At 64.1% G+C, this 12,295-nt stretch carries 13 protein-coding genes; 8 read left to right on the forward strand and 5 right to left on the reverse strand.

Annotation, left to right across the window (positions count from 1 at the left end):
• Window positions 1–6 precede the first annotated feature (6 nt).
• Window positions 7–285, forward strand: a complete 279-nt coding sequence (locus ABWY06_RS22095) for a Rho-binding antiterminator (protein ID WP_353927741.1) — start codon at window positions 7–9, stop codon at window positions 283–285.
• A gap of 162 nt (window positions 286–447) precedes the next feature.
• On the opposite strand, the gene ABWY06_RS22100 is transcribed toward ABWY06_RS22095, so the two are convergent.
• Window positions 448–1,047 (reverse strand): RDD family protein, encoded by a 600-nt coding sequence (locus ABWY06_RS22100; protein ID WP_353927742.1) that lies wholly within the window; start codon window positions 1,045–1,047, stop codon window positions 448–450.
• A 384-nt stretch (window positions 1,048–1,431) separates the two neighbouring features.
• Between ABWY06_RS22100 and ABWY06_RS22105 the strand changes: the two genes are divergently transcribed.
• On the forward strand, window positions 1,432–2,283 hold the full coding sequence (locus ABWY06_RS22105; protein ID WP_353927743.1) for a hypothetical protein: 852 nt from the start codon (window positions 1,432–1,434) through the stop codon (window positions 2,281–2,283).
• Window positions 2,284–2,354: 71 nt separating this feature from the next.
• On the opposite strand, the gene lpdA is transcribed toward ABWY06_RS22105, so the two are convergent.
• Window positions 2,355–3,755, reverse strand: a complete 1,401-nt coding sequence (gene lpdA, locus ABWY06_RS22110) for a dihydrolipoyl dehydrogenase (protein ID WP_353927744.1) — start codon at window positions 3,753–3,755, stop codon at window positions 2,355–2,357.
• Window positions 3,756–3,979: 224 nt separating this feature from the next.
• Here lpdA and ABWY06_RS22115 point away from each other — a divergent pair, with 224 nt between their 5' ends.
• The 3 genes from ABWY06_RS22115 (at window position 3,980) to ABWY06_RS22125 (ending at window position 5,499) form a co-directional block, all read left to right on the forward strand.
• Window positions 3,980–4,501: an O-acetyl-ADP-ribose deacetylase gene (locus ABWY06_RS22115; RefSeq protein ID WP_353927745.1), complete on the forward strand. Its 522-nt coding sequence runs from the start codon at window positions 3,980–3,982 to the stop codon at window positions 4,499–4,501.
• A gap of 96 nt (window positions 4,502–4,597) precedes the next feature.
• Entirely contained in the window at window positions 4,598–4,942 is a 345-nt protein-coding gene (locus ABWY06_RS22120) for a hypothetical protein (RefSeq protein ID WP_353927746.1), read from the forward strand.
• 155 nt (window positions 4,943–5,097) lie between these two features.
• Window positions 5,098–5,499 (forward strand): Ig domain-containing protein, encoded by a 402-nt coding sequence (locus tag ABWY06_RS22125; RefSeq protein WP_353927747.1) that lies wholly within the window; start codon window positions 5,098–5,100, stop codon window positions 5,497–5,499.
• A gap of 43 nt (window positions 5,500–5,542) precedes the next feature.
• On the opposite strand, the gene ABWY06_RS22130 is transcribed toward ABWY06_RS22125, so the two are convergent.
• On the reverse strand, window positions 5,543–6,199 hold the full coding sequence (locus ABWY06_RS22130) for a pyridoxamine 5'-phosphate oxidase family protein (protein ID WP_353927748.1): 657 nt from the start codon (window positions 6,197–6,199) through the stop codon (window positions 5,543–5,545).
• Between the two features lie 92 nt (window positions 6,200–6,291).
• On the opposite strand from ABWY06_RS22130, the gene pdxR reads away from it, so the two are divergent.
• Complete coding sequence (gene pdxR / locus ABWY06_RS22135; protein ID WP_353927749.1) at window positions 6,292–7,764, forward strand: MocR-like pyridoxine biosynthesis transcription factor PdxR; 1,473 nt, start codon at window positions 6,292–6,294, stop codon at window positions 7,762–7,764.
• A gap of 246 nt (window positions 7,765–8,010) precedes the next feature.
• Window positions 8,011–9,639 (forward strand): ankyrin repeat domain-containing protein, encoded by a 1,629-nt coding sequence (locus ABWY06_RS22140; protein WP_353927780.1) that lies wholly within the window; start codon window positions 8,011–8,013, stop codon window positions 9,637–9,639.
• Window positions 9,640–10,245: 606 nt separating this feature from the next.
• Here ABWY06_RS22140 and ABWY06_RS22145 read toward each other — a convergent pair.
• Window positions 10,246–10,602, reverse strand: a complete 357-nt coding sequence (locus ABWY06_RS22145) for a RidA family protein (protein WP_353927750.1) — start codon at window positions 10,600–10,602, stop codon at window positions 10,246–10,248.
• 594 nt (window positions 10,603–11,196) lie between these two features.
• Here ABWY06_RS22145 and ABWY06_RS22150 point away from each other — a divergent pair.
• Window positions 11,197–11,688 carry a YcxB family protein gene (locus ABWY06_RS22150; protein WP_353927751.1) on the forward strand — a complete coding sequence of 164 codons (492 nt, stop codon included), beginning with the start codon at window positions 11,197–11,199 and terminating at the stop codon, window positions 11,686–11,688.
• A gap of 86 nt (window positions 11,689–11,774) precedes the next feature.
• Here ABWY06_RS22150 and ABWY06_RS22155 read toward each other — a convergent pair whose 3' ends face one another.
• A complete protein-coding gene (locus ABWY06_RS22155; RefSeq protein ID WP_353927752.1) occupies window positions 11,775–12,293 on the reverse strand; it encodes a MarR family winged helix-turn-helix transcriptional regulator in 519 nt (172 codons plus the stop codon).
• Window positions 12,294–12,295 lie beyond the last annotated feature (2 nt).

The following is a 12,295-nucleotide window of genomic DNA, read 5'->3' on the forward strand; positions in this document are numbered from 1 at the left end:
ACGCTGATGAACGCCTACCGCCCACTCGATTGCGACCTGCACGACTACCTGGAGATCGCCTGCCTGTATGGCTACAGGCTGCAGGTCGAGTGGCTCGACGGGCCGAGTTTCGACGCCCGGGCGCTGACCACCCGCACCAGCGCGCAGCAGGAAGAGTTTCTCTGCCTGCAAGGCGCCCAGGGCGAACGGGCGATCCGGCTCGACCGCCTAAGGGCGATCACCCCGCTGGACCCTGGCAGCCGCTTTGGCCGCATCGAACTGGCTGGACACTTCTGCCCGTTGTGAGTCGGTTCGGTGTAACCGCCAAGACCAAGCCGCCCCGTTTCAGCAGAGCGGGGCGGCGGCGGCGGTTTCCACACCCCACGTGGGGACTGCGTGGACGCTTCGCGTGTAGCAAAGGCCAATCGGACGGCCCTGCTCCCTAGGTGCCCGATAAACCGCCGTCACCTAATTGCCTCTGCCCTGCATATAGCCAATATTGACCACTATCGTCTTTGCCGCATTGTCGCCCAGCCGCTGACGTTTTTTCCCCACGATGGCTATTAAATCAATCACGCCTAACACGCCAAGCAACAGGTTGCGCACCAGGGACTGCGTGTAGGAACACGGCTTGTGCGTTGACTCATCGATGACTGCAATCCGCATCAGGCGTTTGCCGACGCTCTGCCCCCTGGCTAAGCCGTCACAGAAAAGCATATAAAACATGGCGACCAGCATCCCGCTCAGTATTGGAATTACAGCGTACTTCGACAGCGGCAGACCACCGAGCGACCCGAGAGCAATAAAGGCCACGGCAATAGCCAAATCGATGATCTTCGCCAGCGCTCGCACCACCAACGCGGCGAGAAATGTCTGTGCCCGCTTTTCTTCCTGAACCGCGGCGGTGATTTTCTCGCGTACGGTGGGTGACAGGTTACGCTCGGCTAGAATTTTCTCCAGAGCCGTCTCGGCCACTTCCGTAAGCCCGCCACTGCTTTGCCGTTCTAAAAGACTTTCCGTCGACAACAAACGAAAAGTCTGCATTAGTTTCTCTTCAGCCTTGACCATGGGCACCTACAACCTCGCTCTTGAATTGCAAATAATACAACAGGCCTTGAATTATCAATTCAATTAACAATCAGTGCCTGCCTAAATATGCCGGATGTCCGCCACCGTTTATTAAACTCAGCTTTCAGCAGCAGGTTTGGGTAACGGTAGGCCAGCTCCACTTTATGCGCCCTGGCGCCTCTCAGCGGTGAGAAATATCCATCTCCACCCCGCTCCATATAGCTGACGATCACACTATTTCGCACCTATAAATGAGGCACCATGAATGGAAATTGCCTCTACTCAAATAACAGGCTAAATTCTCGCGCCGCGTTTGACTGAACCGTCACTGCCGAGGCCAGCGTCGGCCTTAATTACCCTCCTCCACACAACGAACGCTCTGCGATGAATTACAAAAATGTGCTAGGCAGTCTTTATATCAGCATGCTGCTGTCGGGTTGCGTAGCCAAATTGCCCTACCCTGAGGCACCTCCTACCGTTCGCAACGGCATGATAACCTATTCAATCCGTCCTGATATTCAGCACGAGGAAGCAATCCTATCCCGTTCTAAAACCATTCACTCATCAGCGCCGATTTATTATTATCAGAATTTTGGAGGCGGTGGTGTCGCAGTCGGTCTCATGTTCGGTCCGATGGGTGTACTTGGCAATATGGCGATGATCGATGCCAATACCCGTAACGACGCCGAGGCACTTGCAGGAAAAATCGCGCCCAACCCTATCCACATGACACAGGCCTTGGCGTTATTGAGCCCTAATCTGACACCGGCAGGCACCACTGCGGAAGGTTTTCAGTTATCGCCCTACCTGATGATCGTCAAGGGCGAAAACGACATGCTGCACTTTACCACCTCGATCGAGGCCACAGCGGGTCACTGGATAGGTCGGTACTCCAGTCACATCGACTTCAAGCGCTCGTTGAAGCAGGTCACCGCCGGCCTTGATTCGAGCGAAGCTGAATTGTTGAAAGCGAGTATGGAGGATGGCTTCAAGCAAGCCCTTGCCTTGTTCGAGCGTGATGCAGCAGGAGAACTGGTGGCAACACAGGAAATCACCCTGTATACGGAATCGCTATCACCGCGCTTCAACAATGCGCTGCTCGTCAAGCGCGTACAGGAGGACGAAGCCAATATCACGGTGCTCGGCCTTGGCGCAGCTGAAACTTTCCCCGATCTACTGTCGTCTGGTTATCACAGGCTCCGCAAAAGCGAGTCCAGGATCGGCGTCGTTAACTAGTCAGACATCCGCAAACCTGCACCCGCGCCGCCCCGTGTCGCATACAGGGGGCGGCTTTTCTGGTCCGCGATTCACGCCTGGGTCGCGCGGCCGTGGACGTTCATGGCCGCCTGGCGCAGGGCCTCGGAACGGGTCGGGTGCGGGTGGCAGATCAAGGCGATGTCCTCGGCCGAGGCGCCGAACTCCAGGGCCACGCAGTACTCGCCGATCAGCTCGCCGGCACTCGGGCCGATGATATGCACGCCCAGGATGCGGTCGGTCTGCGCGTCGGCCAGCACTTTGACGAAACCTTCGGTCTCGTGGTTGATCTTGGCCCGGCTGTTGGCCGTGAATGGGAACTTGCCGACCTTGTAGGCGCGCCCTTCGGCCTTGAGCTGCTCTTCGGTCTTGCCGACCGTGGCCACTTCCGGCTGGGTGTAGATGACCCCGGGGATGGCGCCGTAGTTGACCTCCGCCGCGTGACCAGCGATACGCTCGATACAGGCCATGCCCTCGTCTTCGGCCTTGTGCGCCAGCATCGGCCCGGAGGTGACGTCGCCGATCACCCAGATCCCGGGCACCGCCGTGCGGTGCTGCTGGTTATCCAACATGCCGCGTTTGTCGGGGACGATGCCAACCGTTTCCAGGCCCAGGCCCTGGGTGTAGGGGCGCCGTCCGATCGCCACCAGCACGTAGTCGGCCTGCAGGGTTTCAGTGGCGCCGCCGACCGCCGGTTCCAAGGTAAGGCTCACCCCCTCGGCCGTGGCGGTCGCCCCGCTGACCTTGGTCGCCAGTTTGAAGCGCAGGCCCTGTTTGCCCAGGGTGCGCTGCAAGGTCCTGGCGGTTTCGTCGTCCAGGCCCGGGCAGACCCGGTCCAGGTATTCCACCACCGTTACCTCGCTGCCCAGGCGCCGCCACACCGACCCCAGCTCCAGGCCGATGACCCCGGCACCGATCACCACCAGGTGCTTGGGCACCTCCGGCAACGACAGGGCCCCGGTGGAATCGAGGATGCGTTTATGGTCAATCGCCACGCCGGGCAAGGGCGTCGGCTCCGAACCGGTGGCGATAACGATGTCCTTGGCCTGCAGTGTGCTGTGACTGCCGTCGGCGTGCTCGACCCGCACCTTGCCCGGGCCCTCCAGGCGCCCCCAGCCTTGGATCCAGTCGACCTTGTTCTTGCGAAAGAGAAACTCGATGCCCTTGGTCAGGGCCGCCACGCTCTCGTCCTTCTGTTTCATCATCTGCGCCAGGTTCAAGGTGGGCGCCACCTCGATGCCCAGCCTGGCGAATTCGCCGCCACTGGCCGCCAGGTACAACTCCGAGGCGTGCAACAGGGCCTTGGACGGCATGCAGCCGACGTTCAGGCAGGTGCCGCCCAGGGTCGCCCGGCCCTCGACACAGGCCACGCGCATCCCCAGTTGCCCGGCGCGAATCGCGGCGTTATAGCCACCGGGACCGCCGCCAATGATCACCACGTCATAACTGCTCATCGAATCACCTCTCAAGGTCTACCCAAGCACATGGGGGCCACAGGGCCTAAGCGCAAGGCAGCTACGTCGATACCCCGCGTTTCAAACGCCGTGGTCCAGCCTGGCACCCTAGGGTGCCAACGGCAACGCCGAATTGTCGAGCGTCGCCGCCTGGAGCGACGCCCGCCATGGGGAACGGAATTTTCTTGCGCCGCGCGGCTCCATTGTCCCAAAGGAGAACCCGCATGGCTGCAGAACTACGGGCATTACGCGCCGATATCACCCGGTTGCAGGTCGATGCCATCGTCAATGCCGCGAACGCCACGCTGCTGGGCGGCGGTGGCGTGGACGGCGCCATTCACCGGGCGGCCGGCCCGGCGTTGCTGCGCGAATGCCGCCTGCTCGGCGGCTGCCAGACCGGCGAGGCCAAGCTGACCCAGGGCCATGGCCTGCCGGCGCGTTATATCCTGCACACGGTCGGCCCGGTGTGGCGTGGCGGTGATCAGGGCGAGGACGCGTTGCTGGCGTCCTGCTACGCCCGTTGCCTGGCACTGGCCGACGCACAGGCCTGCAGTTCCATTGCCTTTCCCAGTATCAGCACTGGCATCTACGGCTATCCCATCGAGGCGGCGGCGCGGGTCGCCGTGGCATCGGTACGCAGCGCGTTGCCCACCTGCCAGGCCGTGCGGGAGGTGATCTTCTGCTGTTTTTCGGACCGGGACTTGGCCGTGTACCAGTCTTTGCTGGGCGAAAACGCCCGCGGGTGAGGCAGCGCGAAAAGCGGCCTGCAGGGCCGGCGACGAACTCTTTGAAACCGCTGTATAAAGACCTCACCCCAACCTACAAACGAGCCTCGTCGCGCCATGGCCATTGCGTTAAAGGGAATGCGAAAGATCAGTGTCCATAAAGAAATTTTCCTCTGGAAAATCAGACGAAAAATCTCCCATGACGAAGCCCACAATGTGGAATACGCGATTCCGGTTCAGCACAGCGGTGGCGGCCAGGTGCTGTTCGTTTTTGTTGGCTTCACACGCGCCTACGGCTATGGCAACAGCTCGCCCGCAAGCGTGACACCCGGCATGATCCGGCCCCTGATCGAAACCGCCATCGGCCTCGGCTGGCAGTACAACGCCCCAGGCAACGCCATCAGCCTGGTCAACGGCGCGCTGCAGGTCGACAGCAAAAATGCCAAGGACAGTGCCGGTTAGTGTCAGCCTCCCCGGGGCCTTCCCAGCTGCCCTGCAACACCCTTTCCTCGTGTCTGACTCGATTAAACAGGCCCGCGTGCACTGCGCCGTAGTGGGCAGAAATCCCCGGAGGGCCCATGCGTTAATACGCCTCCCAAACTTTACAAGAACCCCGCATGAAGACCTTACGGATACTGCCGCTGGTATGCCTGGCGCTGTCGCTTGGCGGATGCAACCTGTCGCCACTGCCCGGCTGCTGGTTTCGCCCCGCCCTGACACTGGGACCCGACGAATTGCCGGTCGCCGAAAGCGGCACGCCCTACCGCGCCGAGATCCGGGTGATCCGCTCCTACACCCCGGTCTTTCGCATCGAGGTGGATCCCGCCACCCCCTTACCCGCCGGCCTGCAGCTGGCGTTCAACAGGGGCGACAGCAGCGCCATCCTGAGCGGTACCGCGGTCGAACCCGGGGTGTATGACCTGACCCTGACGGCCAGCAACTACGGCACCCAATGCGTCGGTCAAAACGGTTCGGTGCGGTATCGACTCGAGGTGCTGCCAGCGCCTGCCACGCCCTGACCCCAGAGCGCCAGGCGTCGCGCCGTTCAGGGGACTGAACTGCCTATAACGGCCCTCGCAGTTCCCAGCCGGCGATATAGGGACCGGCTGCAACGCCGCCGGACTCGGCGATGGGCGCCCCGGGCAGGCATTCCAAGGGCAGTACGCCGGCCCAGACCGGCAGGTCCAGGTCGGCGTCGTCATCCTTGGGGCCGCCCGTGCGTACCTTGCAGGCGAATTCCGCCAGGGCGATACGCAGCACGGTGGTCGCCGCCAGCTCCCGGGCATTGCCGGGCCGTGCCTGCGCCGAACGGCCAGGCACGATCTTGTCGACCAGGGCGTCCAGGGAGCGGGCCTTGTCCGGCCCGTCTACCACCTCGCAGACCCCGTAGATGATGGCGGTGCGGTAGTTCATCGAATGGTTGAAGGCTGAACGCGCCAGTACCAGGCCATCGAGGTGGGTGATGGTCACGCAGACCTGGGCGCCCGCCACGGCGGCTTTCAGCAGCTGGCTGCCGTTGGAGCCATGGATATACAGGTGCTCGCCCTCCCGCCAACAGGCGGTGGGAATGCAGTGGGTGCCACGGGCATCGGCGAAGGCGATATGGCAGCAGTAGGCGGCATCGACGATCGCCAGCAGCGTCTCGTACTGATAATCGGCCAACTGCGCCTCGCGACGGATCCGGGTGCGGCTCGAATGGGGACCGGAAATGGGCTTCATGCATCTGTCCTTGAGGGGCTAGGTGGTCGACACCATAATGGCCGCGTGGCCCTCTTCAAAGAGCCACAATCCTGCAATTACTTAGAGCCACTATGGATATCGCCCTGCTCGTTGCGTCCTGCACCGCCCGTGCCCCTGCTGGCAACACCAGCCAGCAACAGCGGCTCTACCAGGCACTGCGCGAGGCACTGCTCAGCGGCACGCTGGTCACCGGCACCCGCCTGCCAGCCTCCCGCGTGCTGGCCCAGGAGCTGGGCATTGCCCGCAACTCGGTGTTGTACGCCTACGAGCGTCTGAGCGACGAAGGTTTTACCCTCAGCGACCGCCAAGGCACCCGCGTGGCCCCGCTCGGCCTTGGGCTGGGCCAGGGCGAGACTGGTCCGTCACCGGCCTTGGCGTCTCGCGCCGCGCGGGAAGGCCCCTCAGCGGTCCCCATTGCCAAGTGCCTGGCGCCCGGCATCCCGGCCTTGGCAGCGTTTCCGCTCGCCCGCTGGCACGCCTTTATGAATCGGGCATGGCGACGGATCGTCCCGGCCGACCTGGACACGCTGAGCCTGCAGGGGCACGGTCCGCTCCGCGAGGTGATCGCGCAGTACCTGCGGGTCGCCCGCGGCGTGCGCTGCAGCCCACAGCGGGTGTTTATCACCGACGGCACCCGCACCAGCCTGGATATCTGCATCCGCGTGCTGACCCAACCCGCGGACGGGGTATGGTTCGAGAACCCAGGTTACGACGGCGCGCGGGCCGCGTTCAGCGCCGCCAACCTGCGCCTGCTGCCGGTGCCGGTCGATGCCCAGGGCATGGCCCCCGATGCGGCGCTGCCGCTGGCCGTGCCGCGCCTGATCTATGTCACGCCCTCGCACCAGTATCCGCTCGGGCCGGTGATGAGCATCGAACGGCGCATGACCCTACTGCAACACGCACGCCGCCATGGCGCCTACCTGATCGAGGATGACTACGACAGCGAGTTTCGCTATCGCGGCGCACCGATCCCGGCCTTGCAGGGGCTGGTCGAGGACGCGCCGGTGATCTATGTCGGGACCTTCAGCAAGACCCTGTTCCCCGGGCTGCGCATCGGCTTTATGGTGGTTCCGGCCGACCTCGCCGAACGCACCGCCCAGGCCCTGACCGAACTGGGTCGCCACGGCCGCCTGGCCGAACAGATGGCCCTCGCCGACTTTATCCACAGCGGTGCCTATGGGCGCCACCTGCGCCGGATGAAACGCCTGTACGACGCCCGCCGCGTGGCCCTGACGGATGCCCTCGAGCGCCGCCTGCACGGCGTGCTCAGGCTGGCCGGCGAGCCGGGCGGCATGCACCTGATCGTATTGCTGCAGGTGCCATTGGTCGACACCGAGCTGGCGGCGCGGGCGCTGGACGAGCACCTGGAATTGTCGCCATTGAGCAGCCACTACCAGACGCCTTGGGAGGGCACCGCTCCACTTAACGGCTTGGTGCTGGGTTATGCCAATCTGCCGGAGGACCAGGCCGACGCAGCGGTGGCGGCGCTGGCGCGCATCATCGTGCTGTGCCTGCAGCAGCTGCATGGGATACCGCGGCTCTAGACGTTTCGCCGAAATGGGCTACGGCTATCGAGGTCGATTGCCCTGGTCGACCTCCGGATATATAAACCGGATTGATCTTCTTAGACGCAAACCATTATCATCCAGGCCGCGGAGGCAAGCCGCGCCCGGGTCCGCGGGAAGGGTTCAACCCACTTGCAGTGGTATTGCAGCCAACCATCTTCTGCCCTTTGTGCAGCCGGGTTTGCGGGCCATCGGCGTCACCGCACGGAGGTTCCTGTGAAACCCATGCCTACCCGGCCGGATCTCGGCCACCTGAAAAAACAAGCCAAAACCCTGCTGGCCGGTTATCGCAGCGGCGATCCCGACGCCGCGCGGCGCCTGCGCACGTTTCTACCGGCCGCTGCCGGCAAGTCCGACCCGGCACTGCAGGCGCTCAACCTGCGCCTGCACGATGCCCAATCCTGCCTGGCCCGCGAATATGGTTTTGTCTCCTGGGCCGACCTGCAGGGCTTTGTCGACGCGCGGCGGGCGCAGCTGGACGATCCGCTGCACGCACGCCTGTACTGGCTGCGCCTGGTCTACGCCGGCGACATCAGTGGCGGCACCGCGAACGCCAAGCCCCAGGTGGCGGCGCGACTGCTGCAGGAACGCGGCAGCCAGGTAGGCGAGGATCCCTACCTGGCCTGCGCCTTCGGCGACGAGGCCCTGGTGCGCCTGACCTGCGACCGCGATCCAGGCTGGGTCAATCGGCCCGGTGGCCCGCTGAACCTGCCACCCCTGATGGCCGTCACCCACTCCAGCCTGCTGCAACTGCCGGCCTTTCGCCACGCCTTGCTCGGTTGCGCGCGCATTCTGCTCGAAGCGGGCGCCAACCCCAATCAGGCCGTGGGCAGTCGCTGGGCCAAAACCGCAGTGGCAGAGGCGGATGGAAGCGAACCCTTGTCCGCCTTGTACGGCGCCGCCGGGCGCAACCGCGACCCCGAGGTGACCCAGTTGCTGCTGGACGCCGGGGCCAACCCCAACGACGGCGAGTCGCTCTACCACTCGCTGGAAAATCCAGCCTGCACCCGTCTGCTGCTGGCCGCTGGCGCGCGCCTCGCCGGCACCAATGCCCTGTATCGGCTTCTCGATTTCGATGACCTGGAGACCCTGCGCCTGCTGCTGGATAAGGGCGCCGATGCCAACGGCGACGACGTGCAGATGCCGGCGGGGATGACACCCTTGCTTTGGGCCATTCGCCGTCGGCGCTCGGGCGCGCATATTCAGGCATTGCTGGCCGCGGGGGCCAATCCCCGGGTGCAAGCGGACGATGGTGTAACTCCCTATATCCAGGCCCTGCGTTATGGCCTGCAGGAGGTGGCGGCGTTGCTGCAACAAGCCACGGGCGATGCCGAGGCGTTGCCGGCGGAGGAGGGTTTTATCGCCGCCTGCGCCCGTGGCGACGCGACCACGGCCCGACGCTTGCACGGCGAACACCCGCAATGGCCAGGCGCCCTGAGCGAGCCCCAGTTGCGGCTGCTGCCGGAGCTGGCGGCCCAGGGTTGCCAGGGTGCGGTAAAACTGATGGTCGAGCTGGGCTGGCCCATCGCGACCTTGGGTGGCGACTGGAACGCCTCGGCCTTGAACCAGGCGGTGTTTCGCGGCGACGCGCAGCTCACCCGCTGGTTGCTCGAGCACGGCGCCCGCTGGCAGGAACGCCACGGCTATGGCGACAATGCCTGCGGCACCCTGTCCTGGGCCTCGAACAATCGACCGATCGACGACGGCGACTGGCTCGGCTGTGCCCAGGCCCTGCTCGCCCACGGCCTGCCCCACGCGGCGCCCGACCCACAAGGCTCGGAGGCGCTGCTGATCGACGGCCGCCTGATCAGTTTTTCCGACGAGGTGAGCGAGTGTTTGCTGGGAATTACATAAGCCGCATGACCTCCGGTCGCCAGCGCATGCAGGCCGCTTAACTCATCATTCATGCCTACACGTGGGTTACGCCGCGCGAAGCCTGCGGTGTGAGCTGTCAGTCCGCTATCTGCGCGGCTAACCCACCCTACAAAAGCAACGGTGCCTGCTCTGTAGGGCGGGGGAAACCCGCGGCTTTGGACGCTTGAAGGCCGTCCGCGTGGGTTACGCCGCGCGGAGGCTGCGGCGTGGTCTGTCGGACCGCCGTCTGCGCGGCTAACCCACCCTACAAAAGCAAAGGCCCTGCTCTGGTAGGGCGAGTGAAACCCGCGGCTTTTGACGCTGGGTTTGTCCACGTGCGTGCGGCCGGCCGCGTGGCTGACGCCGCGCGGAGGCTGCGGGGTGGTCTGTCAGTCCGCTGTCTGCGCGACTCACCCATCCTACATAAAGCGACGGTGCCTGCTCTGTAGGGCGGGTGAAATCCGCGGCTTTGGACGCTTGAAGGCCGTCCGCGTGGGTTACGCCGCGCGGAGCTTGCGGCGTGGTTGGCAAGAGCGCGCGTTACGCGACTCACCCACCCTACAAAAGCGAATCCGCAGGGGGTGCCCCTGCTGGGCCCATACGCCCTTAACCTGCCGCGGCGATCACCATGATTTCCACCAAGACCTCGGGTGAGGCCAGGTTGGCTTCCACCGTGGCCCGCGCGGGCGCGGCGTTGGCCGGCAGCCAGACTTCCCAGATGGCGTTCATGGCAGCGAAATCGCGGTCGACGTGCTTGAGCCAGATCTGCGCGCTCAACAGGCGGGTCTTATCGCTGCCGGCCAGTTCCAGCAGGCGCTCGATCTTCTCCAGCACCTGCTCGGTCTGGCTGTGGATATCCGCCTGGGTGTCACTGGGCACTTGCCCGGCGAGGTACAGCACGTCGCCGTGGCGGACCACACCGGACATGCGCGCATTGCTCTGGAAACGGTCGATCTGGCTCATCTGGGGTCACTCCTTGGGTAAACGAATCAGGCCGTAGCGCCGTCGATCCGCGCGGAAGGCGGTGTGCGCGGCCAAACGCCTGGGTCATGCCCAGGGCGCCATGGCGGGTATCGAAGCACAGATTGCTCGCCTCGGCGCGCCCGAGCAAGGGCCGGCCGGTGGGTGTCGCCGGGCGCCAGCCGCTCCAGGGCGAGCGGGAAGCACTTGCGCAGTCGCACAACGTCTTGGTGATGACGCGTGATTTTTATCGCGGTGATTGAACAACTGATCGCGATTGCGCAGGCCTGAACGCACTGCGCGAACACGGAGAACCAATGAATCCTTTCCTTGAAGACCTGCAGGTTGTGATTGCCAGCGATGCGGGTAGCCGCGATGGACATTTTCCGGGATGCCCCCAGAAAGACCCGCGAGGTGACCTTGTATCAAAAGGATCTTTCGCTTGAACTGCTCGAGCACGCCATCGCGGTATTCAAGCAGGAAATACCCTGGGAATTTCTAGAGTAGGCGAACCTGTTCGCTGACAACCGGCCCCTGCTCGGTAATGCTGATCGATGTTCGCTCAGCGCCGATAACCTCCCCACTCTCAGGTGCCCGATGCAGTACCACTATTCCCTTCACTACAACGCCAAGGTCCTGCGCGCGGCGGCCTTCAGTTATCTCGGCCTGGTCGTAGGGCCTGTATTTCCGCTGGTGTTGCTGGGATTGCTCGGCTACTTGGGCTGGCAGTTCCACGCCGGCGACCGGTCATGGCTGATGGGCGCCTTTTCGGGTGCGCTGCTGGTCTGCGTGCTGATGCTGGCGGCCCTGGTCAAGGCGAACCTGGACGGCGTCGCCAAGGCTGCCGCGGAGATGGCAAAAAGCAGTGCCAGCCTGGGCCTGTCGACGACGGGCATACGCCTCGAGAGCGCCCTGGGCGTCGCCGAGTTGCCCTGGTCCGCCGTTTCGGAGTTGCACCAGCGCCGGGACTTCCTGTTATTGCGCTTACGCCGCGGCAGCTATACCAGCCTTCCGCTGCAATCGCTCGATGCGCAAGGCATTGCCTATATCAAGAACTCGCTGCGCCAGGCGGGGGTCAAGGTAAGCTGAGACGGTCCACGGCGCGCCGCGGAGCCCGTATCTTGCACGTTGGCGCGGGCCAGGCTCTAAAAAGCCGAAAACGCCACTACCGCCCCCTATTCCGGCCTCGGCAAAGGCTCCAGCACCGCCAGCAGTTCGGACAGCCGGGCGTCGAGTTGCGCCAGCTCGGCCGCCGCGATGGGCGCCAGGATATTCGCCTCGTTCTCGACATGGGCGGTCACCGCCTGATCGATCAACGCCAGCCCCGCCGGTGTCAGCTGCACCAGCAGGCTGCGCGCGTCGCTGGGATTGGCCAGGCGGCTGACGTGCCCGGCGGCTTCCAGCTGTTGCAGCTGCCGGGTCATGGTCCCGGAGGTGATCATCAGGGACGAGAACAGCGTCGTCGGTGCCAGGCAATAAGGCGCACCGGAGCGACGCAGGGTCGCCAGCAGATCGAATTCCCAGGCCGTCAGCCCATGCTGCGCAAAGACCGTATCCAGGCGCCGCTGCAACAGCGCCGAACAACGTTTTATCCGGCCGATGGTGCCCATCGGCGCGACGTCCAGGTCGGGTCGCTCGCGGCGCCACTGCGCCAGTATCCCGTCCACGGCATCCGCGGGCCGTTTGCCTACCATAG

The sequence above is a fragment of the Pseudomonas sp. genome (genome assembly GCF_040514055.1).
Taxonomy (GTDB): domain Bacteria; phylum Pseudomonadota; class Gammaproteobacteria; order Pseudomonadales; family Pseudomonadaceae; genus Aquipseudomonas.

Excerpts from the sequence above, each read along its gene's own strand:
- ABWY06_RS22105 (WP_353927743.1), top strand. The coding sequence starts at position 1,432 with ATGAATTACAAAAATGTGCTAGGCAGTCTTTATATCAGCATGCTGCTG.
- ABWY06_RS22145 (WP_353927750.1), bottom strand. The coding sequence starts at position 10,602 with ATGAGCCAGATCGACCGTTTCCAGAGCAATGCGCGCATGTCCGGTGTG.
- lpdA (WP_353927744.1), bottom strand. The coding sequence starts at position 3,755 with ATGAGCAGTTATGACGTGGTGATCATTGGCGGCGGTCCCGGTGGCTAT.
- ABWY06_RS22130 (WP_353927748.1), bottom strand. The coding sequence starts at position 6,199 with ATGAAGCCCATTTCCGGTCCCCATTCGAGCCGCACCCGGATCCGTCGC.
- pdxR (WP_353927749.1), top strand. The coding sequence starts at position 6,292 with ATGGATATCGCCCTGCTCGTTGCGTCCTGCACCGCCCGTGCCCCTGCT.
- ABWY06_RS22155 (WP_353927752.1), bottom strand. The coding sequence starts at position 12,293 with ATGGTAGGCAAACGGCCCGCGGATGCCGTGGACGGGATACTGGCGCAG.
- ABWY06_RS22150 (WP_353927751.1), top strand. The coding sequence starts at position 11,197 with ATGCAGTACCACTATTCCCTTCACTACAACGCCAAGGTCCTGCGCGCG.
- ABWY06_RS22125 (WP_353927747.1), top strand. The coding sequence starts at position 5,098 with ATGAAGACCTTACGGATACTGCCGCTGGTATGCCTGGCGCTGTCGCTT.
- ABWY06_RS22100 (WP_353927742.1), bottom strand. The coding sequence starts at position 1,047 with ATGGTCAAGGCTGAAGAGAAACTAATGCAGACTTTTCGTTTGTTGTCG.
- ABWY06_RS22115 (WP_353927745.1), top strand. The coding sequence starts at position 3,980 with ATGGCTGCAGAACTACGGGCATTACGCGCCGATATCACCCGGTTGCAG.
- ABWY06_RS22120 (WP_353927746.1), top strand. The coding sequence starts at position 4,598 with ATGGCCATTGCGTTAAAGGGAATGCGAAAGATCAGTGTCCATAAAGAA.
- ABWY06_RS22095 (WP_353927741.1), top strand. The coding sequence starts at position 7 with ATGAACGCCTACCGCCCACTCGATTGCGACCTGCACGACTACCTGGAG.
- ABWY06_RS22140 (WP_353927780.1), top strand. The coding sequence starts at position 8,011 with ATGCCTACCCGGCCGGATCTCGGCCACCTGAAAAAACAAGCCAAAACC.